Source organism: Caballeronia sp. LjRoot29 (genome assembly GCF_964252755.1).
Lineage (GTDB): Bacteria > Pseudomonadota > Gammaproteobacteria > Burkholderiales > Burkholderiaceae > Caballeronia.
Genome location: NZ_CAXUPU020000001.1, coordinates 354,176 through 380,819 on the forward strand (window position 1 = coordinate 354,176; position 26,644 = coordinate 380,819).

25 protein-coding genes and 1 other RNA gene are annotated in these 26,644 nt (G+C 61.9%); 15 read left to right on the plus strand and 11 right to left on the minus strand.

Translation table 11 applies throughout. The features are described from left to right. Positions 1-44: 44 nt before the first annotated feature. Together ACSQ83_RS01525 and ACSQ83_RS01530 are read right to left on the minus strand one after the other, a co-directional pair. The gene (locus tag ACSQ83_RS01525) at positions 45-4,115 is read right to left on the minus strand and encodes a translocation/assembly module TamB domain-containing protein (RefSeq protein WP_436227010.1); all 4,071 of its coding nucleotides are present in this window, start codon (positions 4,113-4,115) and stop codon (positions 45-47) included. Between the two features lie 37 nt (positions 4,116-4,152). Next, on the minus strand, positions 4,153-5,886 hold the full coding sequence (locus tag ACSQ83_RS01530) for an autotransporter assembly complex protein TamA (protein ID WP_414951110.1): 1,734 nt from the start codon (positions 5,884-5,886) through the stop codon (positions 4,153-4,155). Between the two features lie 614 nt (positions 5,887-6,500). Here ACSQ83_RS01530 and ACSQ83_RS01535 point away from each other — a divergent pair. From ACSQ83_RS01535 to panD, 4 genes are all read left to right on the plus strand, one after another. After that, on the plus strand, positions 6,501-6,689 hold the full coding sequence (locus tag ACSQ83_RS01535; RefSeq protein ID WP_414951109.1) for a DUF3460 family protein: 189 nt from the start codon (positions 6,501-6,503) through the stop codon (positions 6,687-6,689). A gap of 2 nt (positions 6,690-6,691) precedes the next feature. Further along, positions 6,692-7,597, plus strand: coding sequence for a segregation and condensation protein A (locus ACSQ83_RS01540; protein WP_436227011.1), 906 nt, complete (start codon positions 6,692-6,694; stop codon positions 7,595-7,597). Positions 7,598-7,714: 117 nt separating this feature from the next. Beyond that, positions 7,715-8,548, plus strand: coding sequence for a pantoate--beta-alanine ligase (gene panC, locus ACSQ83_RS01545; protein ID WP_414951049.1), 834 nt, complete (start codon positions 7,715-7,717; stop codon positions 8,546-8,548). A gap of 22 nt (positions 8,549-8,570) precedes the next feature. Further along, complete coding sequence (gene panD / locus ACSQ83_RS01550) at positions 8,571-8,957, plus strand: aspartate 1-decarboxylase (protein WP_047896052.1); 387 nt, start codon at positions 8,571-8,573, stop codon at positions 8,955-8,957. 96 nt (positions 8,958-9,053) lie between these two features. Here panD and ACSQ83_RS01555 read toward each other — a convergent pair whose 3' ends face one another. Further along, entirely contained in the window at positions 9,054-9,680 is a 627-nt protein-coding gene (locus ACSQ83_RS01555; protein WP_436227012.1) for a ParA family protein, read from the minus strand. A 161-nt stretch (positions 9,681-9,841) separates the two neighbouring features. Between ACSQ83_RS01555 and ACSQ83_RS01560 the strand changes: the two genes are divergently transcribed. Then, positions 9,842-10,261 carry a PaaI family thioesterase gene (locus tag ACSQ83_RS01560; protein ID WP_414951047.1) on the plus strand — a complete coding sequence of 140 codons (420 nt, stop codon included), beginning with the start codon at positions 9,842-9,844 and terminating at the stop codon, positions 10,259-10,261. 35 nt (positions 10,262-10,296) lie between these two features. Here the strand turns inward: ACSQ83_RS01560 and ACSQ83_RS01565 are convergent, their stop codons facing one another. Then, positions 10,297-11,781, minus strand: coding sequence for a cobyric acid synthase (locus ACSQ83_RS01565; RefSeq protein ID WP_436227085.1), 1,485 nt, complete (start codon positions 11,779-11,781; stop codon positions 10,297-10,299). Positions 11,782-11,857: 76 nt separating this feature from the next. On the opposite strand from ACSQ83_RS01565, the gene cobU reads away from it, so the two are divergent. The 4 genes from cobU to ACSQ83_RS01585 are packed head-to-tail and all read left to right on the plus strand — an operon-like array spanning position 11,858 to position 15,284. Beyond that, positions 11,858-12,394 (plus strand): bifunctional adenosylcobinamide kinase/adenosylcobinamide-phosphate guanylyltransferase, encoded by a 537-nt coding sequence (gene cobU / locus ACSQ83_RS01570; protein ID WP_436227013.1) that lies wholly within the window; start codon positions 11,858-11,860, stop codon positions 12,392-12,394. A gap of 1 nt (position 12,395) precedes the next feature. Further along, the gene (cbiB, locus tag ACSQ83_RS01575; RefSeq protein WP_436227014.1) at positions 12,396-13,337 is read left to right on the plus strand and encodes an adenosylcobinamide-phosphate synthase CbiB; all 942 of its coding nucleotides are present in this window, start codon (positions 12,396-12,398) and stop codon (positions 13,335-13,337) included. After that, complete coding sequence (gene cobD / locus ACSQ83_RS01580; protein WP_436227015.1) at positions 13,330-14,337, plus strand: threonine-phosphate decarboxylase CobD; 1,008 nt, start codon at positions 13,330-13,332, stop codon at positions 14,335-14,337. The genes cbiB and cobD overlap by 8 nt, the downstream gene beginning before the upstream one ends. Before the next feature lie 8 nt (positions 14,338-14,345). Next, on the plus strand, positions 14,346-15,284 hold the full coding sequence (locus tag ACSQ83_RS01585; protein ID WP_436227016.1) for a cobalamin-binding protein: 939 nt from the start codon (positions 14,346-14,348) through the stop codon (positions 15,282-15,284). 4 nt (positions 15,285-15,288) lie between these two features. On the opposite strand, the gene cobC is transcribed toward ACSQ83_RS01585, so the two are convergent. From cobC to ACSQ83_RS01610, 5 genes are read right to left on the minus strand one after another with little or no spacing between them, the layout of a single operon-like run. Continuing rightward, on the minus strand, positions 15,289-15,861 hold the full coding sequence (cobC, locus tag ACSQ83_RS01590) for an alpha-ribazole phosphatase family protein (RefSeq protein WP_436227017.1): 573 nt from the start codon (positions 15,859-15,861) through the stop codon (positions 15,289-15,291). Further along, positions 15,846-16,607, minus strand: a complete 762-nt coding sequence (locus ACSQ83_RS01595) for an adenosylcobinamide-GDP ribazoletransferase (RefSeq protein WP_436227018.1) — start codon at positions 16,605-16,607, stop codon at positions 15,846-15,848. Before ACSQ83_RS01595 ends, cobC begins: the two co-directional genes overlap by 16 nt. Before the next feature lie 7 nt (positions 16,608-16,614). Then, positions 16,615-17,670 (minus strand): nicotinate-nucleotide--dimethylbenzimidazole phosphoribosyltransferase, encoded by a 1,056-nt coding sequence (gene cobT / locus ACSQ83_RS01600; RefSeq protein WP_436227019.1) that lies wholly within the window; start codon positions 17,668-17,670, stop codon positions 16,615-16,617. Positions 17,671-17,672: 2 nt separating this feature from the next. Further along, positions 17,673-18,458, minus strand: a complete 786-nt coding sequence (locus ACSQ83_RS01605) for an ABC transporter ATP-binding protein (RefSeq protein ID WP_414951037.1) — start codon at positions 18,456-18,458, stop codon at positions 17,673-17,675. Next, positions 18,455-19,447 carry a FecCD family ABC transporter permease gene (locus ACSQ83_RS01610; protein WP_436227020.1) on the minus strand — a complete coding sequence of 331 codons (993 nt, stop codon included), beginning with the start codon at positions 19,445-19,447 and terminating at the stop codon, positions 18,455-18,457. The genes ACSQ83_RS01605 and ACSQ83_RS01610 overlap by 4 nt, the downstream gene beginning before the upstream one ends. A 903-nt stretch (positions 19,448-20,350) precedes the next feature. Here ACSQ83_RS01610 and ACSQ83_RS01615 point away from each other — a divergent pair. The 5 genes from ACSQ83_RS01615 to ACSQ83_RS01635 all read left to right on the plus strand — a co-directional run bounded on the left by ACSQ83_RS01615 (position 20,351) and on the right by ACSQ83_RS01635 (position 22,869). Continuing rightward, positions 20,351-20,734: an ATPase gene (locus ACSQ83_RS01615; protein WP_436227021.1), complete on the plus strand. Its 384-nt coding sequence runs from the start codon at positions 20,351-20,353 to the stop codon at positions 20,732-20,734. Beyond that, positions 20,731-21,045: a cell division protein ZapA gene (locus tag ACSQ83_RS01620; protein WP_158936365.1), complete on the plus strand. Its 315-nt coding sequence runs from the start codon at positions 20,731-20,733 to the stop codon at positions 21,043-21,045. Before ACSQ83_RS01615 ends, ACSQ83_RS01620 begins: the two co-directional genes overlap by 4 nt. A 217-nt stretch (positions 21,046-21,262) precedes the next feature. After that, positions 21,263-21,444: non-coding RNA, 6S RNA (gene ssrS, locus ACSQ83_RS01625), on the plus strand. A gap of 156 nt (positions 21,445-21,600) precedes the next feature. Then, positions 21,601-22,059 (plus strand): EVE domain-containing protein, encoded by a 459-nt coding sequence (locus ACSQ83_RS01630; RefSeq protein ID WP_436227022.1) that lies wholly within the window; start codon positions 21,601-21,603, stop codon positions 22,057-22,059. An 84-nt stretch (positions 22,060-22,143) separates the two neighbouring features. After that, a complete protein-coding gene (locus tag ACSQ83_RS01635) occupies positions 22,144-22,869 on the plus strand; it encodes an SIMPL domain-containing protein (protein WP_436227023.1) in 726 nt (241 codons plus the stop codon). A gap of 84 nt (positions 22,870-22,953) precedes the next feature. On the opposite strand, the gene lgt is transcribed toward ACSQ83_RS01635, so the two are convergent. Both lgt and ACSQ83_RS01645 read right to left on the minus strand, forming a co-directional pair. After that, positions 22,954-23,859: a prolipoprotein diacylglyceryl transferase gene (gene lgt / locus ACSQ83_RS01640; protein WP_436227024.1), complete on the minus strand. Its 906-nt coding sequence runs from the start codon at positions 23,857-23,859 to the stop codon at positions 22,954-22,956. Positions 23,860-23,880: 21 nt separating this feature from the next. After that, complete coding sequence (locus ACSQ83_RS01645) at positions 23,881-24,828, minus strand: LysR substrate-binding domain-containing protein (RefSeq protein ID WP_436227025.1); 948 nt, start codon at positions 24,826-24,828, stop codon at positions 23,881-23,883. Positions 24,829-24,934: 106 nt separating this feature from the next. Here ACSQ83_RS01645 and ilvD point away from each other — a divergent pair, with 106 nt between their 5' ends. Further along, positions 24,935-26,608, plus strand: coding sequence for a dihydroxy-acid dehydratase (ilvD, locus tag ACSQ83_RS01650; RefSeq protein WP_414951030.1), 1,674 nt, complete (start codon positions 24,935-24,937; stop codon positions 26,606-26,608). Positions 26,609-26,644: the final 36 nt, after the last annotated feature.

The following is a 26,644-nucleotide window of genomic DNA, read 5'->3' on the forward strand; positions in this document are numbered from 1 at the left end:
CTCGCGTTGAATACGGCCTTTTTCACGTTCATGCGGTCCGCAACCTACTTACCCTCTGTCGGACCGTTCCTTCGCGACCACGAATCGAAGCGCCGCGTGTAGAGCAGATCCATGCCCTGGAACGTGCCGCCGTATGCCGATATTGACCAGAACCGCGACAGGCTCAGCGTCGCCTTGATCGCATTGCTTGCCGATTGCAGACCCTGCTCGTAACCGAGCACGAGCCGTTCATTAATTGCCTTCGACAACATCACGACTTGCGGATCGGTCAGTCCCACCTCACTCGTTCCGATAGAAAACTCGTCCAGCCCGAACGTCTGCGCAATCCGCTTACCCTGCGAACTTCCAAGCAACGCAAGCGCATTCGTCATCGCACTCTGCTGGCCGATGTTGTTGCCCTGATCCGTGCCATGCCCGAACAGCAGCCACGATAACTTCTCGTTATCCGGCACGTTCGGCTCTGAGATCAGCTTGGCAACCGGCGACTGCACGGTGCCTGTCACCTGCACGCCGGCCTCGATTTCCTGATTGCGACGCATCGCGAGAATGTTGATGCCGGGGTTCGTGACCGGTCCGTTGAACGTGAAGAAGCCGTTTTCGATGCCCAGCTTCCGCCCGAACGCCGTATAGGTGGAACCCGGCGTCACGCGCACGTTGCCGACTGCCCGCAGCGGCATGTTCGGCGCGCTCATGGCGGTGATGGTGCCAGCCAAACCAAGGTCGGCGCCCGCGCCACGGAAGCGGAATTTCTGGCCAAGATTGATATCGATATTCGCGCGCGGCGCAAACGCGCCCACGGGCTTCTGGCCGGTCTCCACAACGTGCTGGTCCTCACCCTTCACCGTCCCGTCGGGACGCTCGACCACGACATCATCGCCCAGCGACGGCGCCGATTTTTCCGGCAGATCGAAGAGCGCTTTATCGACGGTGAACTTGCCATCGATTGCCATGCCGCCCTTCAGGCCCGCGTTCGCCACCGTTGCACTGCCCGACAACTGCAATTGCCGGTCAGGCGATGCAAATAGCTCGAGTTTGTCCGCGATGATGCTGGCGGTGAGGTCTGGCTGCTGCTGATCCAGCCGCACCTTGCCGGTCGCGCGCAACGTGCCGCTGGCGCCGTGAAACTCGACCTGCTGGAAATCGACAAGATTCTCCGACAACGCAATCCGGATCACGCCGTCCTTCAACTGCACGCCTTGATCGATGACCGTGACCGACAGCTTGTCGCCGGTCAGCATGCCAGAGACCGTCGGTTTCGCGACAATCCCCGCGATGGTCAGCTTGAGCCCGACCTGACCATCGAGCAGATAGGCCGGGCCGAACAGCCCGCCGGTCGTGCGCAGCGTTGGGACGTTTGCGTCAATCGATCCGCTCAGAGGCGCTTCGTCCGCGACCGTGAGCACGCCGTCGCGCGCAACCAGGTTCGTGTGGACGTTCGCATCGATCACGCCGATCCGTGTCGCCTGCGCGTGCACCGTCGCGTTGAGCCGATTGCCGCCCGTGAAGTCCGCGCGGGCGGTTATGTCCGTGATGCCGAGCGCCGCGACGCCGCGGGCTGCGTCGATGGAAACGTCGCCCGACCGCCGCTTCAGTTGCGCGTAGCCGGTTGCGGTGGCGCCGAGCGCGAAATTCCAGTCGCCGTCGAAGACCAGATCGGTCCTCGCGGGCGGCGGTCCGCCCTCCAGTTCCTGACGAATTTCCAGCAACCGCGCCACCGAGAGATTCGTCAACTGGCCAGCCGAACTGATACGCCCGCCATCGAGCGCGAACGATTTCAAGTTGAGCACCGCGCCTTCCGCCGATAACCGCGTCGCGCCCAGCGCCACGTGATTAGGCGCGTAGCTCACGGTAAGCGGCGCGTCGAGGTTAACGTTCGGCGTGCCCTTGTTCGATAAACGCGTCACCGTGCCGTCCCAATGCGCGCCGTCGCGCGCATCGGTCAGGCGGCCGTTTGCAGACAGCGTCAGGTTGACCGGGTTGCCGCGCACCTTGCCGACAGCGGTCGCGTTGAGCGTATGGTTGGCGCGCGTGCCGTTGAGGTTTGCATCCAGGCTTTGAAGATCGACGCCGTCGGCCGCGACATCGCGCGCCTGAAGCGTAAACACCAGCGCGCCGTTCGCGCCGTCGCGCGCTTCGGCCCGGCCTTCCGCATGGCCCACGCGATTCGCGCCGAACACCACGCTGTCAGCCTGATAGTTGGCCGCCAGATTTGGATGCGCGAAAGAACCGGTGATATCGCCATCGGCCTTGACGAGTCCTGCTAGTCCGAAGCCCAGGCGCTCGAGTTGCGGTGCGTCGATACGAAAACGCAAGCGATCGCTCGGCGCACCGAAACTGCCGTTTAGATCGACGTTGTTACCCGCAACCGAAAGCGTTGCCGTGCTCGGCAGAATGCGCGTTCCCACGACCTGGATCGTGCCCGCGCCGGTGAGCGGCAGGTTGTCGTAGACGCTCTCGCCTAGCTTGAACTGGGCCTTGGTAGTCAGAGTGGGCGCGAGTACGCCCGCGGCCGACAGCGTGCCGTTCACACGGGCTTCGATAGGCCGGGATTTCGCCGCCGCCGGCTTCGGCTTTGCTGCAGAAGATCCCTTCGCCGGAGGCTTCGCGACCAGTTCGTCCGTCAGCAGCAGCGGATTGAAATCGATGAGCTTCGCCTTCAGGTCGTAGCTTGAATGAATGTCTTTTTGCAGCGCGCCGCTCAACTCTATACGGCCTTTTCCTACGCTCAGTTTTACGCCATCGAACGCGGTTTGTTTCGCGTCGAGCGTGACCTTGCCTTGCGCGCGCAACGCCGCTTTCGGATCGTTGAGATCCAGCGTGATGGTCTGCTTGTCGTTATCGAGATTAATGCCGATTGGACCGGCAAACTGCGTCGGACGGATGGTCGGCTCGATTGCGTTCAGATCAAGTTTCGCGACCTTCAAATCGAACTGGCCTGTTCCGCCCTTGAGCGTTCCACCGCCGGTGACGGTCGCGTCCTTCAGCAGCCGCACGTTCAGGTCGGAAATAATTTGCGCCGATGCATCGAGCTTCACGTTCGCGTGGGCATCGATTAACGGGAGCAGTTGCTTATCGACTGAACCGGGCTTCGCGTTCACGATCGATATCGGTCCGGTCACCACCAGCGCGTTCGGCGTAGCAGGATCGGGCTTCAGTTCCGTCCGCAACGCGAGGTCCGCGAACGGCGCGCTCGGGCTGAATGCCTGCGGATTGACGTGATCGATGGTCACCAGCGCGCGCTTGAGCGGCACGTCGCCGAACGGCGCCGCCTCAACGTGCGCCTGGCCCTTGAGTTTCAAGCCGCTGGCGTTGATATCGGCGGTGAGATTTTCCAGCGACCCCGTCAAATGCGCGGCGACCTGCACGGCTTCGCCGCTCACCTCGCCCGAATAACCGGCATCGCCCGTCAGCGGAAACGGGCGCGCGCCGCCGTCGAGTTTCAAAGCGGCCGTGATGGCGCCGAACGGCGTATCGAGACGCTGGATGCGTGCCTCGTGATGACGGCCGTCGCTATGTCCGTCGAGCGCGAGCCGCGAGAATTCGGTGGTCGTCGCGCCTTCGTGGAGGCGCAGCTTGTCGAGCGTGACATCGCTGATGGCAAGCTGGAGCGGCAAGCGTAAATCCTTCGGCAACTCGGTCTTGCTGGTGTCTTTCGGCGAGGGCGCAATGCGTGCATCGACCGTCCCGACATGCAAGTAACCGATAGAAAAACGCAACGGCGCGCGCGTTAGTTCCCACTTGCCGGAAACCTCGTCCACGGCAATGTCCGTCCCATTGCCGTCCAGACTCTTCCAGTGCACATTGCGCAAGCGCAGGCCCGTCGCTATTGCGCCGCCGTCGAGCGTGCCGCTCAGCCGGCCGCCGAGCAGCGACGTCGCCGCCTGCCACACGTAGCGCGTCCCGCGCTCACTGTTCACGGCGTACAGGATCATCGCGACACCGAGCGCGAAGCACAGCACAAGCACCAGCACAATGCCGCCGAGCCATTTCGCCAGGCGCCGCCAGCCGCCGCGACGCGGCTTCGGAGCCGTCGTTCCGTTTTCAGACGCGCCGTTCCCCCGGTCCTCGGAGGGGTCCGGTCGGTCTGCGGAAGATTGGCCGTTCTGGTCGCTCATGCTTGAAGGAACAATCGAAAAAATCCAGGCAAATTCATCAAAAGGCGATTCCGAGCGTCAGATACGGGCGGATGTCCCGGTTCTTGAAGCCATACGCGATATCCACGTTCACCGGCCCGACCGGACTGCGCCAGCGCACGCCCACGCCCGCGCCCGGCTCGAACACGCGCTCCTTCCAGGTGTCGGCGGCGGTGCCTATATCGAAGAACACCGCACCGCCCCAATCGTGTGAAAACCAATGCTGGTACTCCGAGCTGCCGGTCATCAGGTACTTGGTCGGCAAGACGGAGCCATCGACGTCATTACCAATGCTCTGATACCCATAACCGCGCACCGAATTCGCGCCGCCGGCCCGGAACAGCAGCGACGCGGGCACGCCATTCGAGCTGCCCGACGTGAACACCCCGCCGAACTCCGCGCGGAACACGAACAGGTCGCTCTTGCCGAGCGGCAGGTATTGCAGCAGGTTGGTGTAAATGCGGCCAAAGGTTTGATCGGTGAGAATGCCCTTCACCGCGAAGTCCGCTTCCGCCCGGATCAGGTTGCCCGAGCGCGGAAACAGCGGATCGTCCACGTTGCGTCGCACCCATTGCCACGTTGGCACGAGCGCACGCGCGGTCGAGGGCGGCGCGCCATTCTGCGTCAGCCGGTCGTCATAGAACAGCAGCGCAAACGTGGTGTCGATGTTCTGCAGCGAGCGGGTGCGCTGCACGCCCACGCGCGCGCTGTAAATGCGCGTGTCGGATACATTCGTGTTCGTGTACGAAGCCAGCACGCTGTTCACCCACGTGCGGCCGTCCGGTGGCATCGCGAGCTGGACCTGGCCGTATTGCTGGGTCTGGTCCAGGCGGCCGGAGATGGTGAACGGATACGCCTTGCCGAAGGTATCGAGGTAACTGTAAGCGCCCTGGATGTGCGGACCGGTATCTGTCGCGTAACCCACGCCGTAGCGCACGCTGTTGTACGGATACTCGCTGACCTTCAGGTGCATCGGCGTTTCGTTCGGCTTGTTGACGTCGTTATCCGCGTCGATAGCCACTGACGCGTAATACGGCGTGTTCTGTAACTGCCGCTGCAACTCGTTCACGCGCGCGACGTCGTAGGTATCGCCGGGATGAATCCGGTTCACATTGTGAATGATCTTTTCCGGATAACGCCGGACGCCGCTGATGTCGAGTTGGCCGAAGGTGAAGGTCGGGCCGCTATCGAATGTCACCGACAAATCCGCTATGTGCGTCCGCGGATTCACCCGCGCCTTCGATTGCGAGATTTTCGCGCCGAGATACCGGCGTGCCTGCAGCGCTTTGAGCGCGGCATTCTTCGCGTCGTCCCACGCGTTTTGGGAGAACGGATCGCCTTCTTTCACCGAAAACGCGAGCCGCGCGGCATTTTCCTGCGCGGGGTCTTCAGTCGTGATTGCACCCTTGAACGTCAGCGAAACGGAAGCGATCTTGGTCTGCGGACCGGGATCGACGCTGATCGTGATGGATTTTTTATCGCCGTCATGTTTCACGTCGGTTCGCACGATTGGCGAGAAATAACCATCGGTCGCGACCAGATCGCGGACTTCCTGCGGCGTCGCCGTGACCAGGAAGTCGAATTGTTCGTCGCTGATGTCGTCACGCTTCTTGAAACGCGACAAATCCAGATGGTCTTTCAACAACGACCGGACGCTGCGCGGCGCGTCGATATCGACATCGTATTTCGCGTGCGCGGGCTGGGCGACGGCAAATAATGCCAGCGCATGGAGCGACCAGACGACACGGCGCACGAGTGAACACCACCACGCACGGGAAGGCGCCTTCGACGACGCGATGACCGGCGGCTTCAGCCGCCGGTCATCGGCTTGCCCGCGCTTGAAGCGCAGCGGATCAAACAGGCGCCCCGCCAAACGTGACCTCCGGGGTTGAATTAATGGGACTGCGTGGTGAGACGGGACAGCCGGCGTTCGCTGACGAATCGATGCCAGCTCGATGCCGGCGCGGTGTTGCGCACACGCCGAGCGCCATTCCAGCAGGCGCTATTTCACCACATCGGCGCGGCCGGCTGTCCCAAAAGGCGACAGGTTGGACGATCGGACAGCATTCGGCCCAATCGCCGCCCCGTTTAATCCCACCGCTTCTGAAAATGGCAGAGGTGCGCCTTGGACGGCTCCGTGCAGAGCTTGTTCCGCCCTGCTTCAAAAATTGACATCGTTGTGCCATTGGATATCGTTGCCGGCATGGTCGCGCCAATAGCCCGATAGGCCGATGTCTCCGGTTATCCGCTCCGCTGCCTGACGCTTGCGGTAAAATCGTGATGAATCACGGCGGGAACTCATGGCAGCATTTGCCTGGAGACTCCGCCGCGCCCGTTTTCGAATCGCTCTGAGCCAACGGAAGTCGAATCATGTACCTGTCGGACATCACCCAGTTCATCAATCAGATGAAAGAGCAGAAACCGTCGCTCGAAGCAGAGCAGCGCAAGGGCCGTGCGCTGCTGTGGGACAAGCAGCCTATCGACCTCGACGAGCGCTCGGAAATCAAGACATCGCGAGTCGAACAAACGCCCTACGTTTATTACCAGAACTTCTGAACGTGAGTGCCGCCCGCGAGGCGCCGCAAGCTCCGGAGCGTTCGGGACACCCCGGGCATCCGGGCAAGGATGATCGCGCCGCGGCGCTAGCCGCGCCCGCGACCGACTCCACGCCGAACACCATTGACGGCGTGGCGTTTGCGCATTTGTACGGCGAACCGCTCTGGAAGCTGCCGACCGACCTGTATATCCCGCCGGACGCGCTCGAGATTTTCCTCGAAGCGTTCGAAGGTCCGCTCGACTTGCTGCTGTACCTGATCCGCAAGCAAAATTTCAACGTCCTCGACATCCCGATGGCCGACGTGACCCGCCAGTACCTGGGCTACGTCGACCAGATTCGCGAATCCAACCTGGAGCTCGCGGCGGAATACCTGTTGATGGCGGCCATGCTGATCGAGATCAAGTCGCGCATGCTCCTGCCGGTGAAAAAGGCGGATACGGGCGAGGACGCGGAAGATCCGCGCGCCGAACTCGTGCGGCGCTTGCTGGAATACGAGCAGATGAAGCTCGCCGCGCAGCGCCTGGATCACCTGCCGCAACTGGGCCGCGACTTCCTGCGGGCAGAGGTGTACGTCGAGCAGAGTTCGGCGCAACGCTTTCCGGACGTCGATGCAAATGACCTGCGCGCCGCCTGGGCCGACGTCATCAAGCGCGCCCGGCTGGTCGAGCATCACAAGATCTCGCGCGAGGAATTGTCGGTGCGCGAGCACATGAGCACAATCCTGCGACGCCTGCAGAATGCCCGCTTCATGGAATTCGGCGACCTCTTCGACGCGTCGCGTGGTGTTCCCGTCGTGGTGGTGAATTTCATCGCGATGCTGGAACTGTCGCGTGAAGCGCTGATTGAAATCACTCAGGCCGAGCCGTATGCGCCCATCTACGTGAGACTCGCGTATTCGCCGGCTTAAAGTTCCGTGGCGCGGCCTTCCGTGGCCGTTGGCAGCGCAAGAGCGCCGCCGCGCCCTTCCCCTTTCTTTCGCCTTGGAGCAGCGTTTTCAAGCTGCCCGCCAGGAGACACCCGCTAGATGAAAGTCATCAGCTCGATCCATGAACTGCGCGACCAGTTGCGCGGCCAGAACCGAACCGCCTTTGTGCCGACCATGGGTAATCTGCACGAGGGCCACTTGTCGCTCATGCGGCTCGCGCGCCAGCATGGCGATCCGGTGGTTGCCAGCATTTTCGTGAACCGGCTGCAGTTCGGGCCGAACGAAGACTTCGATAAATACCCGCGCACGCTGCAGGACGACATCGAAAAGCTGCAGTCCGAGAACGTGTACGTGCTGTTCGCGCCGACCGAAGCCGATCTTTATCCAGAGCCGCAGCAGTATCGCGTTCATCCGCCGACCAATCTGGGCGACATCCTGGAGGGCGAATTCCGCCCGGGTTTCTTCCAGGGCGTGTGTACCGTCGTGATGAAGCTGATGTCATGCGTGCAGCCGCGCGTGGCTGTCTTCGGCAAGAAGGATTATCAGCAGTTGATGATCGTGCGGCAGATGTGCCACCAGTTTGCATTGCCTACGGAAATCATCGCGGCTGAAACCGTGCGCGACGCCGACGGCCTGGCGCTCAGCTCGCGCAATCGCTTCCTGCAAGCAGCCGAGCGCGCCGAGGCGCCCATCCTCGCAAAAACGCTGAATCGCGTACGCGACGCGGTATTGGCGGGCAATCGCGACTTTGCATCGATAGAAAAAGAAGCCGTGGAATCGCTCGCACAGCGTGGCTGGCAGCCTGATTACATCGCGGTGAGAAGGCGTGTGGATCTGCTCCCGCCCGGCCCGGCCGATACCGCGACCCCGCTCGTCGTGCTCGCCGCCGCCAAGCTGGGCACGACGCGCTTGATCGATAACCTGGAAATTTGAACGAAGTTTGAGAGAGAAACGGATGCAGCGAACGCTTTTGAAATCGAAGATTCACCGCGCCACGGTGACGCATTGCGAATTGCACTACGAAGGCTCGTGCGCCATCGACGAGGATTTGCTGGAGGCCGCGAACCTGGTAGAAAACGAGCAAATCGACATCTGGAACGTGAACAACGGCGAGCGCCTCACGACCTACGCTATCAAAGGCGAGCGCGGCAGCGGGATGATTTCGCTGAATGGATCGGCCGCACGACGGGCGCAACTGGGCGACCTGGTGATCATTGCCGCGTTCGCGCTGGTCGATGAGGCGGAACTAAAGGCAGGCTGGAAGCCGGATCTCGTGTTCGTCGATGAAAAGAACCGCATCAAGGGAAACCGCGATCACGTGCCCACGCAGAACTGGACCTGAATCGGGCACGGCGCAAGACAAGACGCAAAAACGCCGGTTGGCTGTCACAGTCAACCGGCGTTTTTTTACAGGCGTCGGGGTCGCCACCATCAACTTCTACTTCTTCGACGCCCACTCAATAATCGGCTGCCATTGCTCGATATCCTTCTCCACCCGGCTTTTGGCGACGTCCCAGATGGTCAGCCCGTGCGCCGCGACCTGCACATAGTTCTGCGTATCGCGGATAAAACCCAGCACCGGCAGGTCAAGCCCTTCCACGAACCGATGCAACTGATCCGCTGATTTCGTCCGCGCGTCCACCCGCATACCCACCACGCCGACTTCGATGGTCCCCTTGCGTATGGCCTTCTCTTTCTGCAGCCGTTCGAGGAATTCCTGCGTGGCGAGGATATCGAACATGGATGGCTGCAACGGCACGATCACCTTGTCCGCCAGTTCCAGCGCCAGCGCGAGACGGGTGCCGTGAATCCCGGCAGGCGTGTCGATAATCGCCTTCTCCAACCCTTTGGGCGGCTTCGACGGCGCGTCCACGTTTGTCTTCCACTCTTCTATCTTCGGCAGCGTGTCCGGGCGCAAGCCCAGCCAGCCGTGGGCTGACTGCTGCTTGTCCAGGTCCGCGAGCGCGACCCATTCGCCGTTCGCCGCAAAATAACCAGCCAGATTCGTGGACAGCGTGCTCTTGCCCACGCCGCCCTTCGGATTCGCCACCACGATCACCGTCATAGGTTCAATCCACGCGTTGTCGGCCGCGCCCGACGCCGGACAATCCCGGCATGCTGTAAGCGCTGCATTAAGTGAAAAGTTCGAGCCGTTGATACTATCGGATTTGCCAATTTCAATCCATGCGCGTCAACAACGCCGCTTAACTTCAAGGACTCCGCAACATGGCCGCACTGCGCCCCGACATCACCCTTGACTCTTTGCGCGAACGCCAGCGCGGTTGCCTGCCGGATCTGCTCGGCGTGGAAGTGGTATCGCTGGAAAGCGGCACGCTCACCGGCAAACTGACCGTTCGCCCAGAATTGCTTGCGCCGAACGGGTTCCTGCACGCAGCGACGGTGATCGGGCTCGCCGATACCTGCTGCGGCTACGCCTGCATCGCCCATTTGCCCGAGGGCGCGAAGAATTTTACAACCGTCGAACTGAAGAGCAATCACGTGGGGACAGCGCGCGACGGCGTCATCACGGCAAAGGCGACAGCCGTTCACCTGGGCCGCAGCACGCATGTGTGGGACGCGATCGTGACGAACGGCGAGGGCAAGACCATCGCGTTATTTCGATGCACGCAGATGATCTTGTATTGACCTGGCGCCGCGGCAAGCGAGATCGCGCGCGTCGTTCAGGCGAACATCGCGCCGATCGCGTCAAGATCCAGCGATTGACCGAGCGTATCGGCCAGACGGTCAAGCGATGCCTCTCGCAGCGCCGGGTAGTCGAGCGCCTCGGCATTGCGCAGTCCCGCCCATGCGAGCAGCGCCGCGCAGGCTTCGGGCGTGTCGAAGATGCCGTGCAGATAAGTTGCGGCGATCTGGTTATCGGCGGAAATCGCGCCGTCCGGACGCTCGCCGTCGAGCATGACGGCAGGCCGGGCGAGCGCGGCGCCCGTCGTGCGGCCCATATGGATCTCGTAGCCTCTCACGGGCGCTGGAGTAGCGCCAGCGCTTAAGGTCAACCGGCCCGTAACGTTGTCCAGCAGCTTGTCCGCCGTCAGCGTGGTGTCGAGTTCCAGCAAGCCCAGCCCGTTCGCTCGGCCTGCTGGTCCTTCGAACCCCTGCGGATCATCCACCGTGCGACCCAGCATCTGCATGCCGCCGCAGATGCCCAAGACCTTGCCGCCGTATCGAAGATGCCGCTCGATCGCGCGATCCCAGCCGTTTTCACGCAGCCACGCCAGGTCACGCTGCACGCTTTTTGACCCCGGCAGCACGATCAGATCAGCCGATGGCGGCGCTGTCCCCGCACGAACGTAGGAGAAATCGACCTGCGGGTGCGCGCGTAAGGCGTCGAAGTCCGTGTGATTGCTGATGCGCGGCAACGCGGGCACGATCACCTTCAACACTTCGCCGCCGGCATCGCCCCGCGTGCGCAACTGGCTCGGCAACATGTCTTCTGCATCCAGCGTCAGGCCGTGCAGATAGGGCACCACGCCCAGCACCGGCTTGCCGGTCTGCATTTCAAGCCAGTCGAGACCAGGCTGCAACAGGCTGATATCGCCACGAAAACGATTGATGACAAAGCCGCGAATCCGCGCCCTTTCCGTCTCCGATAAACACGCGAGCGTCCCCAGCAAATGCGCGAACACGCCGCCACGGTCGATATCCGCCACCAGCACCACCGGGCAATCCACGCGCTCGGCAAACCCCATGTTGGCGATATCGCGGTCTCGCAAGTTCACCTCGGCCGGGCTTCCCGCGCCTTCCACGATGATCGCGTCAAAACGCTGCTGAAGCCGGGCGTACGAGGCGAGAACGGCATCGAAGGCGATGGTTTTGTACTCGTGATACGCCCGGGCATCCAGATTGGCGTGCGCGTGGCCGTGGATGATCACCTGAGCGCCGCGATCGCTGGTCGGCTTGAGCAGCACGGGATTGAAGTCGATTTCCGCATCGACGCCCGCCGCGATCGCCTGCAGCGCCTGAGCGCGGCCAATCTCCCCGCCGTCCACGGTCACCGCGCTGTTCAGCGCCATGTTCTGCGGCTTGAACGGCGCGACCCGCATGCCGCCGCGCCGCGCGAGCCGGCACAGGCCCGCGACCAGCGTGCTCTTGCCGGCATCGGAGGTCGTGCCCTGGATCATCAGCGTGCCGCGCGGCGCGAATTGCATGGGGGTGTCCGTCGTCATCGGATTCATTGGTTCTGCGGGAAGCCGCTATGGTAGCGCCGGCCGGTACAATATTGCGATGACTTCACCCGACCTTACTTTCATTCTCGGCGGCGCGCGCTCGGGCAAGAGCGCTTACGCCGAACGGCTCGCCGCCGACAGCGGTTTGCCCGTTACCTACGTGGCAACGGCGCGGATTGGCGATGCCGAATTTGCCGCGCGCGTGGAACAGCATCGCGAACGCCGGCCGGCGCATTGGGCGCTGGTCGAAGCGCCGCTCGATCTGGGCGGCGTGTTGCGCGAATTGGATCGCGAAGGTCATGTGGTGCTGATCGACTGCCTGACGTTGTGGCTCGCCAATCTATTGTTCCCAGCCGACGGAAGCACGCCCGACGGGCCGCCGCTGCAAACGTTCAGCGACTTCGACGCGACGCTATCGCAACTGCGCGGCAAGGTGATCGTGGTGAGCAACGAGATCGGCCTGGGCGTGGTGCCCATGGGGTCGGTGACGCGCCTTTACGTCGATGAACTCGGCCGGCTCAACCAGCGCGTCGCCGCCGCGAGCACGCACGTGACCATGATGGTCGCCGGCCTGCCGCTCGTGCTCAAAGGCTGACATGCTGCTGCTCTCCTTCTACGTCACGGCGATGCTCGCCATTGCCGGCGTCGTGATCGACCGGATCTTCGGCGAACCGGCTACGCGGCATCCGCTGGTTGCGTTCGGGCGGCTTGCTACGCGCATCGAAGCAAAGATGAATACGGGTTTCCGGGCACGGCCGGCGGGCATTCTCGCGTGGTTGCTGGCCGTCGTGCCGCCGGTGCTGGTGAGCTGGATTCTCGTGAGCGCGCTGCCGTTCGCCGCCGCGTGCGCCGTGCATGTCGCGCTGCTGTGGTTCTCGCTCGGCGCGAAGAGCTTGCGCGATCACATCGCGCCCATCGCCCGCGCGCTCGGGCTTGGCGACTTGGCCGCCGCGCGAAAGCTGACGGCGCGGATCGTCTCGCGCGACACCACGAACGCCGATGAAGCCGCGCTGTCCCGCGCCGCCGTGGAATCGGCGCTGGAGAACGGCAACGATGCCATCTTCGGCGCGCTGTTCTGGTTCGTGATCGCAGGCGGACCGGGCGCGCTGATGTTCCGCCTTGCCAACACGCTCGACGCGATGTGGGGTTATCGGACGCCGCGTTACTTGCGTTTCGGTTGGGCCGCCGCCCGTTTCGACGATGTCCTCAACTTCGTGCCCGCGCGGCTCACGGCGGCGAGCTATGCCCTGATGGGCGACACCCGCACGGCGTGGCGCTGCTGGCGCACGCAAGCGCCGCTGTGGGACAGCCCGAACGCGGGGCCGGTGATGGCGGCCGGCGCGGGGAGCCTGAACGTGCTGCTCGGCGGTCCGGCGATCTACCACGGCACGCTGGAAACGCGGCCCGTGCTCGGTTTCGGCATGACCGCCGCGCCAGTGCATGTGGTGGCGGCGCTTCGGCTGGTTGAACGCACGACGCTGCTCTGGCTCGCGATACTTCTAGTGCTGGCTTTCACGGGCGTGGGGGTCCATGGCTGAACCTATCCGGCATGGCGGGAATCTACGGGAAGCTGCGCATCGGTACGACATTGCGCTGGGCGACTGGCTGGATTTATCGACGGGGATTAATCCGCGTGCGTATCCGGTTCCGCCTGTGCCAATGGACGCATGGCGCCGTTTGCCCGAAGACGGCGACGGTCTCGCCGAGCTTGCCGCGCGCCACTACGGCGCACCGGCGGCGCTGCCGGTTGCGGGTAGCCAAGCTGCGATTCGTGCGTTGCCGGGCTTGTTCCAGCCTGGCGTTGCGGCGGTCGCGCCGTTGACTTATAGCGAATACGCGCCTGCGTTCGAACGCGCCGGGCATCGAATCGTCGGCCTTGACGCCGCATCATCAAAGCTGAACGACGATATCGATTATGTGATCGTTGCGAATCCTAACAATCCTGCGACCGACCTGATTGCCCGCGATGTTCTGCTTCATTGGCACAAGCAATTGGCGGCGCGCGGCGGCACGCTGATCGTTGACGAAGCATTCGCCGATGCCTACGGTGATGCGGCCACGTCGTTGGCATCGGAGAGTGGGCGGGAGGGGCTGGTCGTGCTGCGTTCAGTCGGCAAGTTTTATGGATTGGCCGGGATTCGCGCGGGGTTTGTCCTCGCGGCGGCCCCCTTGCGCGATGCGCTTTCAGAAACCCTCGGTGCGTGGACAGTAAGCGGTCCGGCGCGACACGCGGTGCAGGCCGCGTTCGCTGATCTTTCATGGCAAGCGGAGACTCGCTCTACGCTGGCTCGCGATAGCGCAAGGCTGGCAGCGTTAGTCCGCAATCAAGGTTTCGATTGTCACGCGACGCCGCTTTTTGTTTGGTTCGAGACCGATCAAGCGGCGGCGTTGCAGCACGCTTTGGCCACGCGCGGAATCTGGACGCGGCTCTTCGAGCGTGGCGCGCTGCCGAGTTTGCGAATCGGGTTGACGGGATCTCAAGAGGAATGGGCGAGGTTTGAAGAGGCGTTTATGGATTCCGTTGCAACGATCCGCTGAGCGATTGAATGACGCATCCAAACCAACCCACCTCAATGACTTTGCGCCACTTCCTCACGCTGACCTTTACCGCTGCTGCGATATTTGCATCGGCCCAAGCAAAAGCCGAAGCTCTCACTGTCACCGACGACTCCGGCGCCACCGTCACCCTCACCGCCCCCGCACAGCGCATCGTGAGCCTTGCACCGCACGTCACCGAACTCCTGTTCGCGGCAGGCGGCGGCGCGCGCGTAGTCGGTGCGGTCAGCTATAGCGACTATCCTCCGCAAGCCAAAACCATCCCGCGTGTCGGTGATAACAAATCGCTCGATCTCGAACGCATCGTCGCGATGAAGGCCGACCTGATCGTCGTCTGGCGTCACGGCAACGCAATGCGCCAGATCGACAGATTGCGCGAACTGCATGTGCCGCTGTTTTTCAGCGAGCCGCACAAGCTCGACGATATCCCCGTCACCATCGATAAACTCGGCGTTCTGCTGGGGACATCGGCGGAGGCGAATAAGGCGTCGAACGCGTTCCGCGACAACATCGCCGGCTTGCGGACGCGTTACGCAAATCGCCCGCCGGTGAGCGTGTTTTATCAGGTCTGGGACGACCCGCTGATGACGCTCAACGGGACGCACATCATTAGTGAAGTGATCGATTTATGCGGCGGCCACAACGTGTTCAACGATCTTAAACCGCTGGTGCCGACCATCTCGACTGAAGCCGTGCTGGCAGCTAATCCCGAAGCGATCGTGACGGCCACGCCGGGCGCGACAAGCTCGGAACATGCGTTGCCGTCGCTGGATGCGTGGCGCAAATGGCCATCGATCAAAGCCGTCGCGCGCAACAATTTGTTCGGTATCGATGGCGACCTGATCAACCGGCCGACACCGCGTCTCGCGCTCGGCGCGACTGCGTTATGCGAAGACCTCGAAGTCGCCAGAACACGACGCCCGAAGTGACGCGTCAGGCGTTCCAGCGCACCAGCAGCCATTCATTGCGCACGCGTTTCAACCAGACGATCGCACCGAAATCCAGCGGCCATTGAATCGCGTTCGCGCGCGGGACGCCGAGTAGATGGCCAGTTAGTACACGTATGACGCCGGCATGCGTTACGGCGTGAATTGGGGCGGTGGAATCGGCACAACAAACGGAATCGAACCAGGCAATCACCCGCGCGGCGAACTGCAAGACGCTCTCGCCGCCATGCTCGCGCGCGTGTTCAAGATCCGCTGCCCAGGCATCGAGCATGGCCCGATCGAGGCCGTCCCAGCGCTGCCCTTCCCAAGCGCCGAAATCGAGTTCCTGCAAACGTGGATCGGCTTGAATGGGACTGAGCGCTTCGGCAAGCAAGCGGCATCGGCTTAATGGACTTGTGTGCCAAAAGCCTTCAACCGCAGGCACTTTCAGCAGCGCCAACTTGTCACTGAGCACGCGCGCGGAAACGGCCGCATCAGCTAGAAGCGGGACATCGGTGCGGCCATAACAAATCCCGGTGTCGATACCAACAGCAGGATGGCGAATCAGGACGAGATCCATCCGAGTCCAATGAGGTAGATAGCGAGTTCAAAGATCTGCTGCGCAAAGCCGAGGCAATCGCCGGTATAACCGCCGATGCGCTTGACGAAGTAACGTCCCATGGCAAAACGCAGCACACCAAGCGCCACGATCATCACGCATCCAAGCCGCCAGTCAGGCCAGAAAAGCCAAGGCAATCCGAATAAAGCGGCTAACAGGAACGCGCTCGCGCTCATCTTCTGCGCGACCGGTTTTGCCTTGCCTTCGGCGCGTACATAGTCGAGGGTGCAGAGATAGCTGATCGCAAACGTGCGGCTTGCCGCATGCGCCGCGACGATCATCCATGCGGTGCGCAGCGGCAACATCGTGGCCAATGTCTGCCACTTCAGCGCCAGCGCGACGATCAACGCAATCGCGCCGAATGCGCCTATCCGCGAGTCGTGCATGATGCGCAACACGTCCTCGCGCGTGTAGGCGCCGCCGAAGGCATCGGCGCTATCGGCGAGGCCATCTTCGTGAAACGCGCCGGTGACCAGCAGCGTTGCCGCCATCGACAACAACACGGCCACTCCCGCCGGAAACACCTGAATCGCAGCGAGATAAACGATCGCGCCAAGGCCGCCGACCAGCGCGCCGATCAAGGGAAAATAGCGAGCCGCCGCGTTCAGATAATGCGCTTCGAAACCGACCCAACGCGGTACCGGCACGCGGGTGAAATATCCGAGCGCCGTGAAGAAATAGCGGAGTTCCCGCGATGGCCGGTTCATGACGGAATCACACGGCCTTGTCGGAGACACCAGCCGATTCGAAGCTCGCCATTTCGTTGATGAACGCCACGGCCGCGCGCAACAAAGGCAATGCAAGCGCGGCGCCCGTGCCTTCGCCGAGACGAAGCCCAAGTTGCAACAAAGGCGCAGCGTTGAAATGCTCCAGCATGCGCCGGTGCCCCATCTCATCCGATGCATGCGCAAACACGCAGTAGTCGAGCACGGCGGGGCTTAGCGCATGAGCCACAAGCAATGCCGACGTCACGATAAAACCATCGACGAGAATCGTCATGCGCGCTTCAGCCGCCGCGAGGAATGCGCCCACGATCATCGCGATTTCAAAGCCGCCGAAAGTGGCCAGCGTATCGAGCGGATCGGTCGATGCCGCGTGTTTCTCCAAAGCCGCAGCAAGCACATCGCGCTTGTGCTTCAGGCCGGCGTCGTCGAGGCCGGTGCCGCGACCCACGCAGGCATCGATCTCGACGTTGCAGATCCGGCTCATCAAACACGCTGCAGCCGAAGTATTCGCGATCCCCATCTCGCCGAAGCCGATCACATTGGTCCCGAGCGCCGCGTGAAAACGCACGCGCGCGGCGCCGTGCTCGATGGCTTGCAACACTTCGTCGCGCGTCATCGCCGGTTCGTGTGCGAAGTTGCGCGTACCGCCACGCCGGATCGCTGCATCGACGAAACCAGCCGCTGGTGGCGACGCACTCGCCACCCCCGCATCCACCACTTCGAGCGTCATGCCCGCCGCCTTCGACAACGTATTGATCGCCGCCCCGCCCGCGATGAAATTCGCGACCATCTGCACGGTGACTTCCTGCGGGAACGGACTCACGCCTTCTGCCGCGATGCCGTGATCGCCAGCAAAAACAATGATTGCCGGACGCTCGATACGCGGCTTCAAAGTCCGCTGGATCAGCCCGATTTGCAACCCAAGCGATTCGAGCCGCCCAAGACTGCCGGGCGGTTTTGTCTTTGTATCGATGACATGTTGCAGCTCGGCCGCCATCGATCGATCGAGCGGTTCAGGACGGGGAAGTGTGTCGTTCATAGTCATGTTCAGGGTTGCCTTTGACGCATCACGGGCACGAGCGCCTCGTGACCGTCCTGCTGGATGAGAGTAAGCGGATAACCGAATGCGGCGCCAGCACGCTCGGGCGTGAGGACATCGCGGACGGGCCCGGCATGCGCGTGGCCGGCGCCATCGAGCAGCAAAGCGTGCGTGGCGAAACGCCGGGCAAGGTTCAGATCGTGACACGAGAAAATCACGCTGCGTTGTTTCGAGCGGACCCATCGGCTCAACGCTTCAAGGCAATCGATCTGGTGATGCAGGTCGAGATGCGCAAGCGGTTCATCGAGCAATAAAAGCGGTGCGTCCTGGCACAAGGTTGCCGCGAGCGCCACGCGCTGGCGTTCGCCGCCGGAGAGCGAGAGGACATCGCGTGAAGCGAAATCAGCGAGGCCGAGCGTATCGAGCGCCGCGTGCGCAGCCGCACGGTCTGCATCGGTTTCCCAGCCCCAGCCGGTGAGATGCGGAAAGCGGTTGAGCATGACGGTGCCCAGAACGGTGGCGCTGAATGCATCGTGCGTAGCTTGCGGCATCAACGCGCGGCGGCGGGCGAGTTCGCTCGCGCCCCACGCGGTCAACGCGCGTCCATCGAGTGAAATCGCATGCGATGCCGCCTTCGATACCCCCGCCATCGCCGCAATCAAGGTCGTCTTGCCCGCACCGTTCGGACCGGCGATGCACCACAGTTCGCCGGGCGCGAACGTCAGCGTGAGATCCTGGATCAACACACGTTTGCCTGCACGCAGCGTAAGTTGGCTGAGCTGAAGTCCATTCATCGCGCGCGCCTGAGGAGCATGCACAAGAACACCGGCACGCCGATCAGCGCGGTAATGACGCCCACCGGCAACTGCGCCGGCGCGATCACCGTCCGCGCGATCAGGTCCGCTCCCATCACGGCCAGCCCGCCAGCAAGCGCCGATGCAGGCAGCAGCATGCGTTGATCGTTGCCGAACGCGAGCCGCAACGCATGCGGCACCACGAGGCCGATAAAACCAATGGTCCCGGCCGTCGTCACCGCCGCGGCGGCCGCCAGCGACGCCACCAGATACACGCGCAATCTCAACTGCACGACCCGCACGCCCAGCGCTTCGGCCGCGACATCGCCACGTAGCAAGACGTTGAGCTGCGGCGCGACCGGCACGATCGCGACCAACGCGATCACGAGCGCGATCAACGCGGTCCACGGCATCGCGACGCCGTTCAGGTCGCCGGTCAGCCAGAACACCATGCCGCGCAAGCGATTCTCGGGCGCAACCGCGAGCATGAGCGTGATCAACGCGCCCCACCCCGCCGCGATCACCGCGCCGGTCAACAGCAATCTAGGCGATGTGTCCTGCGGTTCGCCGCGCCACAACTCGCGCCGGGCGAGGCCGAGTACAAGCAGTATCGATAAGAACGCGCCTGTGAACGCGGCAACATCGACGCTCCACCACGAGAAGGAGAACAACATCGCGGCGAGCGCGAACGCGGCTGCGCCGCCCGATACGCCAAGCACATACGGTTCAGCCAGCGGATTGCGCAGCAGGACCTGTAGCAGCGCGCCGGCCATGCCAAGCAAGGCACCCGCCGCAAAGCCGCCGAGCGCGCGCGGCAAGCGCAGGCTGAGCACGATTTCATCGATCACGTCAGTCGACCGGGACGCAAGTGCCTGCATCACGCGCAGTGGCGAGACGGCGATACTGCCCAGCGCCAGCGACGCCACGAATACAACGAGCGCGGCCAGACCCAGCACGGTCCAGACCATGAAAGCGCGCTGGGCGTTCATGCGCTTAACGTTCACAGATGGTGTCGTCCGAACGAAAACGCGGCGCCGGAACGCGGCAGGTTGTACGGGTGCGCAAACTGATGATCCTTGATGAAGAGTTCGTCCAAATAGAAGATAAGCGCATTAACCCACGGAATGGCAAACCCACGAGACAATCGAACGATTGCTGCTGAACGGATGGTACAGATCGTGGGAGATTGAAGCACGATGGATAACCGCAGCCGTTCCTGTTGAAGACCTGCGCCGCCCCGCCAACCAGATTCGATCTAACCAGCGCCGGCACTCCTACATAAACATAAGCAAGTGTCCGCTGCGGCCGTTGCGCTGCATCACATCCCGCGGATTGTCGGCCTCATGCCATCGATCCCACATCAGCCTGCTCCTCGCTCAAGGACAGCATTGAACTCACGGAGGTCATTTTTCGAGTGGTGAAATCGGTCGGGCAACGCACACTCGGACCGGCTTGCAACTTGCGTTGTAGTCGCTTACCGTTGCGGGGGCAGCGAAGATTGGCTCGTCTGTTCCCTGTCTTTTCCTTGTCTTTTCCCTGTTTCCCGCTTCACTGCGCGTAGGCAGACCCCTGCGAGCACCGGGGTGGCGGGAGTGTAAAAGCGGCACAATGGCCCGTCAAGAAAGCAGCACAACGCAGGCGTAAAGACTGTCCTTGCCGTGGTTCGATTATTCGATTTACCCCTGTTTTCATAGGCTCCCGCGCGATATTCCGACAAACGCTCGCACGCCTGAATGAATAGGAAATTGACTCCCTGTAAAACGTTTCCCCTTACAAATAAAGGGCCGCGCCCATGCTTTGAAGACTGATTGCTGTTACGTCTGGAAACGAACCAATTTTCTGAAGCGCCTGAGAAGCGCGCTAAAATGCGAGGTCTTAAGAGGACGCAGCACATGCTCAACGAACTCGAATCACTGTCACAGAATATCGGCCGGCTGATCAAGATCAGCGAACGCCATCATCAAGCTCAGAACGCGCTGGCCCAGCAACTCGAACAGTTGCGCGCCGACCATGCCAACACGCAGGGCGAACTTGCGGCCGTGCGCGAAGAACGCGACGCACTGATCGCGGAGCGTGACTCGCTGTCGGCGAAGATCGACGACGCACAGATTCGCCTCAACGCGATTCTCGAGAAATTACCGCGTACGAAAGCTGCACCTGAGCCGGATAACCAGCTTGCCCTTTTGCCTCCCGATGGCGGCATCGAACCGGATACCGTCGACACGGCGCACGGTGCGTTGCATGAAGAATCACACCATCACGGAGAAAAGGCATGACGACGAAACAGATCGAGGTATCCATTCTCGGCGCGCCTTATCGGCTTGCGTGTTCTCCGGAAACGGAAGGTGCGTTGCGCGAAGCGGTGGCACGCGTAGATGCGGAAATGTCGAAAGTGCGAAGCGCAAGCAGCGTGCGCGGCACGGACCGGATCGCGGTGATGGCGGCGTTGTCGCTGGCGTCGGAATTGCTCAAGTTGCAAAACAGCGTGCGTCACGGCGAAGCGTTCCCGGCGGAAGAAATTCGCCGCACCATGCATCAAATGAACGAACAACTCGGCGTCGTGATTTCACAATACGAAGCACAGTAGGTGCGCAGTAGTTGTCGAGGTAGTTGCCGGGATTGCTTTATATGCTTGACGCTCGAGCTAGCATGCGAATGTTATTTTATTGCTGGAATTCGAGCACATTTCCATAGCGTTGTGCATCGCGCTGCGCATCGTCTTCATGCATTTAACAAATTCATCGGTCAACGCGAAGTTTTCCCGGATCATTGCTGCATCGTCTCGTTGATTGGTGTAAAGTGACTGCTCCCTGCCTGGTTTGCCAAGGTCATATATTCCTTGAACCAATGCCATTGTGCACGGTTGTGGGACCTTGTAGCACTGGCGAGCGCGTCACTCTGTCTGATGAGCCCAAAGTGTTGCTTACTGCGACCAATCTTGAACCCAGGTTCAGGATGCCGGCCTAGCGGCTTGGGCGGGGACCTTTTTAGCGGCATGCGTAACTTACGCACGTTTGCAAGCGGTTGAGTTGACTGAATGGACTAACGGCGCTGGAGCTTCTCCGGCGCCGTTTTCTTTTGCATCGTGAATCCTGCATCGTGCATGCTTCTTTGCACCGCACCTTTCTCATGGAAGACATTCATGCACTACTGGCTGATGAAGTCGGAACCGAATGAAGCGAGCATCGACCATCTCGCTCACGCTCCGAAAAAAACCTTGCCATGGACGGGCGTGCGTAATTACCAGGCACGCAACTTCATGCGCGACGGCATGCAGATTGGCGACGGCGTACTGTTCTATCACTCGAGCTGTCCGGAACCGGGCATCGCAGGCATTGCGAAGGTGTCGTCGGCCGCTTATCCCGATCCCACTCAATTCGACTCCACCAGCCACTACTACGATCCGAAGTCATCGCCGGAAAAACCGCGCTGGTTGCTCGTCGACGTTCATTTCGTGAAGAAGACGCCGCTCATTCCCCTCGCCACGCTGCGCGATCATGCGGAGCTCGCAGACATGCAAGTGCTCGCCCGAGGGAATCGGCTTTCCATCACGCCGGTCACCGAAGCGCAATGGCGCTTCATCACCAAACACCTTCTGTAACCTTCCTGAAGGGAACTTCGCGTGCATGAGTTGCGCCTAAGCTTCGCGTCACATGACGTGCACTCATGCTTACGGAGTTAAACGATGACAAAGAAAAACACCACTTCCGCGCTGGCAGCCGCCGTGCTGCTCGCAAGCGCTGCCATGGCACAGGGCGCGTTTGCGCAAAACGTCATTCAGCCCCAGCCGTCGGGCGTGCTGTCGCTCGCAGCGCAGGCCAGCGCAGACGTACCGCAGGACGTGGTCGACATCACGCTGTTCTACGAGCAGGAAGCGCAAGATCCGGCCTCGCTGACATCGGTGCTCAATCAGCGCGCGGACGCCGCGCTGCGCCAGGCGAAAGGTGTCGATAACGTCACCGCGCACAGTGGTTCGTTCACCGTCTATCCGTCGACGGATCGCGATGGCCGCATCTCCGCCTGGCGCGGCCGCACGGAAGTCGTGCTGGAATCGAAGGACTTCGCCGCTGCGTCCAAGTTGGCCGGCAAGATGAGCGATTCCATGCAGGTAGGCAGCGTGACGTTCTCGCTCTCACCGGAAGCGCAGCGCGCGGCGGAACAGAAACTGTCGACGCAAGCCATTGCTTCGTTCAAGCAGCAGGCACAAAGTTCGGCACAGGCGTTCGGCTATAGCGGATATGCGATCCGTGAAGTGAACATCGGCCATAACGGGTCGTCGCCGCGTCCGGTCATGATGATGGCCGCGCGCAGCATGGGCGCCGATGCCAAGATGGCTGCACCCATGGCGCTGGAAGGCGGCACCTCCACGGTGACCGTGAACGTGTCGGGCTCGGTACAGATGAACCGCTAAGCGCTCGGTTCAACGCTCGCGATATAAAAAAGCCTCGCTGCGTGCGAGGCTTTTTCATGGCTAAAACAAATGCCGATCTCTCATTCAGGAGAGTTTCGCGGACTCGGAAGGCACTGAGCGTCCCCGTCGATACGACCAGATCAGCAGTCCGATTCCGCCAATGATCATGGGCAGCGAAAGCCATTGGCCCATCGACAGATTCATGGCCAGAAGACCCAGATAATCATCGGGTTCACGCGCGAATTCGACCGTGAAGCGTGCAAGGCCATAACCGATCAGGAACACCGCCGAAATCGCGCCGACCGGCCGTTGCTTGCGCGACATCAGCCACATCACGATAAACAGCGCGAACCCTTCCAGCGCAATTTCATACAGCTGCGACGGATGGCGCGGCAGCATCTGGTAACGCTCGAAAATCTCGTTCAGATTCCATTGCGCGGCCTGTTGCGGATGAGTGCGCAACCAGACGGCGTCATCGGGGGATGCGTTCTGGAAGAGCATGGCCCACGGCGCATTCGGATTGGTCACGCGGCCCCACAACTCGCCGTTGATGAAGTTGCCGAAGCGCCCGGCTGCAAGCCCGAGTGGAACCAGCGGCGCGACGAAATCGGTGACTTGCAGCCAGGTCCGCTTTCTTTGCCACGCAAACACGACCATCGCAAGCGTCACGCCGATCATGCCGCCATGGAACGACATGCCGCCTTCCCAGACCTTGAAGATATCGAGCGGATGCGCGAGGTAGAAACTCGACTTGTAGAACACCACATAGCCAAGACGGCCGCCCAGAATGGTACCGAGCACGCCGTAGAACAGGATGTCGTCTATGTCTTTCGTCGTCCACCCTTGCGCCGCGACGTAAGGCAAACGCAGCCGCAAGCGGCCGACGACAATGCACTGGATGAACGCCAGCAGATACATGAGGCCGTACCAGCGCACAGCGAGCGGACCGAGATGAAGCGCGATGGGATCGAAATTCGGGTGAATGAGCATGTTTCTATTTACGTGTTGGGGTCACGGCAACGCAGGCACGGTAGCCGCATGAGCGCGCACTATATCGATAAAACCGGCGAGCACCGGGCTAACCTCCGCCGCGCGCCACACGAGTCCGGTCTCAACCACCAGCCCGGATTCGAGCAACGGACGATACACCACTCCGGTCCGGCGCAGATGTCGCAGCGATTGCGGCACGAGCGCGACCCCCATGCCGGCCGATACCAGGCTGACAATGGTCTGCATCTGGATGGCCTCCTGCCCGATACGCGGCATCAGGCCAGCCGCGCCGTAGCAACCCATAATCATGTCATAGAAACCGGGCGCGAGACGCCGCGGAAAGACGACGAGCGGGGCATCGGCGAGTTGATGCAGGCTCACAGGCGTCTCCGACCACTCATCGGCGCCTAGCCCGAGCTCGGCCGCGGCATCACTCGACATGGCGATGACCAGCGGCTCGCGTGCGATCGGCAAATACGACAGCGCGACGGCGTGGCGCGGCGGCAGCGGCGGAATCACGAGACCGGCGTCGATACGGCCCGCCACCAGCTCCTCCACCTGGACGTCGCTGGTCGCTTCCACGAGTTGCAGGCGCACGCCGGGGTAGCGGGCGCCGAAATCGCGCAGCAGCAGCGGCAGGAGGCCGTAATCCGCGGTGGAAACGAACGCCAGCGACAGAACCCCCGCCTCACCCCGCGCGAGCGACTGGGCAAGCGGTCGCAACGCATCCGCGCCCGCGAGCAGCCGTCGCACTTCCGGCAGCAGGTCCTTGCCCACGGGCGTCAGTTCGACGGAGCGCTTCGTCCGCACGAACAGCGCCACGCCGAGCATGTCCTCCAGCGCCCGGATGGCCTGCGACAACGGCGGCTGCGTCATCGCAAGGCGACCCGCGGCTCGCCCGAAGTGCATTTCTTCCGCAACCGTCACAAAATACCGCAACAGCCTCAGTTCAATGTTCCGCGCATCCATTGATATCCTCTGCGACCTAATAGACCCTGAATAATATATTGGACACGCGTTCGCACAAGCTTCATCCTTTCGCGACCAGACAATAAAATCCTCAAGGAGCCCCCACATGGCCTTCAATCGCCGCTCGAAAAACATCACGCAAGGCATCGCGCGTTCCCCGAATCGCTCGATGTATTACGCCCTTGGCTACAAGGAAGAAGACTTCGACAAGCCGATGATCGGCATCGCCAACGGTCATTCCACCATCACGCCGTGCAATTCCGGCCTGCAAAAGCTGGCGGATGCCGCCGTCGAATCAATTCGCAAATCCGACGCAAATCCGCAGACCTTCGGAACGCCGACCATCTCGGACGGCATGTCGATGGGCACCGAAGGCATGAAGTATTCGCTCGTGTCGCGCGAAGTGATCGCCGACTGTATCGAAACGGCCGTGCAAGGCCAGTGGATGGACGGCGTGGTCGTGATCGGCGGCTGCGACAAGAACATGCCCGGCGGCATGATCGGCTTGGCGCGCATGAACGTGCCGGGCATCTACGTGTACGGCGGCACGATCCGTCCGGGCAACTGGAAGGGCGTGGACCTGACCATCGTCTCGTCGTTTGAGGCGGTGGGCGAATTCTCGGCTGGACGGATGTCGAAGGAAGATTTCGACGGCATCGAGAAAAACGCGTGCCCGTCGAGCGGTTCGTGCGGCGGCATGTACACGGCCAACACCATGAGCTCGTCGTTCGAGGCGCTCGGCATGTCGCTGATGTATTCATCGACGATGGCGAACCCCGACCAGGAAAAGGTCGATTCCGCCGCGGAATCGGCGCGCGTGCTGGTCGAAGCGGTCAAGGCCGACCTCAAGCCGCGCGACATCATCACGAAGAAATCGATTGAAAACGCCGTTGCGCTGATCATGGCGACCGGCGGCTCGACCAATGCCGTGCTGCATTACCTGGCGATCGCCCATGCGGCGGAAGTGGAATGGAGCATCGACGACTTCGAGCGCATGCGCAAGAAAGTGCCGGTGATCTGCAACCTGAAGCCGTCGGGCCAGTACGTCGCGACCGACCTGCACAAGGCCGGCGGTATTCCGCAAGTGCTGAAGATCTTGCTCGACGCAGGCATGCTGCACGGGGATTGCATCACGATCACGGGCAAGACTATCGCCGAAGAACTGAAGGACGTGCCGTCGAAGCCGCGCGCTGATCAGGACGTGATTTTCCCCATCGACAAGGCGCTTTACGACGAAGGCCATCTGGCCATCCTGAAGGGCAATCTCGCGCCGGATGGCGCCGTCGCCAAGATCACCGGCCTGAAGAACCCGGTCATCACCGGCCCGGCACGCGTGTTCGAAGACGAGCAAACCGCGATGACCGCGATTGTCGCGGGTCAGATCAAGGCGGGAGATATCGTGGTGTTGCGCTATCTCGGGCCGAAGGGCGGTCCGGGCATGCCGGAGATGCTGGCGCCGACTTCAGCGATCATCGGCCAGGGCTTAGGTGAATCGGTGGGCCTGATTACCGATGGCCGCTTCTCCGGCGGCACGTGGGGCATGGTCGTGGGTCACGTCGCGCCGGAAGCGTATGCGGGCGGCACGATTGCGTTCATCAAGGAAGGGGATTCGATCACCATCGACGCTCACAAGCTACTGTTGCAGCTGAACGTGGACGATGCCGAGATCGAGCGCCGTCGAGGGGAGTGGACGCAGCCTGCGCCACGTTACACGCGCGGCGTGCTGGCCAAGTATGCTGCGCTCGCGCAGCCGGCGAACAAGGGCGCGGTAACGGGCTGATTGCTGGTTGTTTTTCGCTTGGCGCCGGTGGACTGT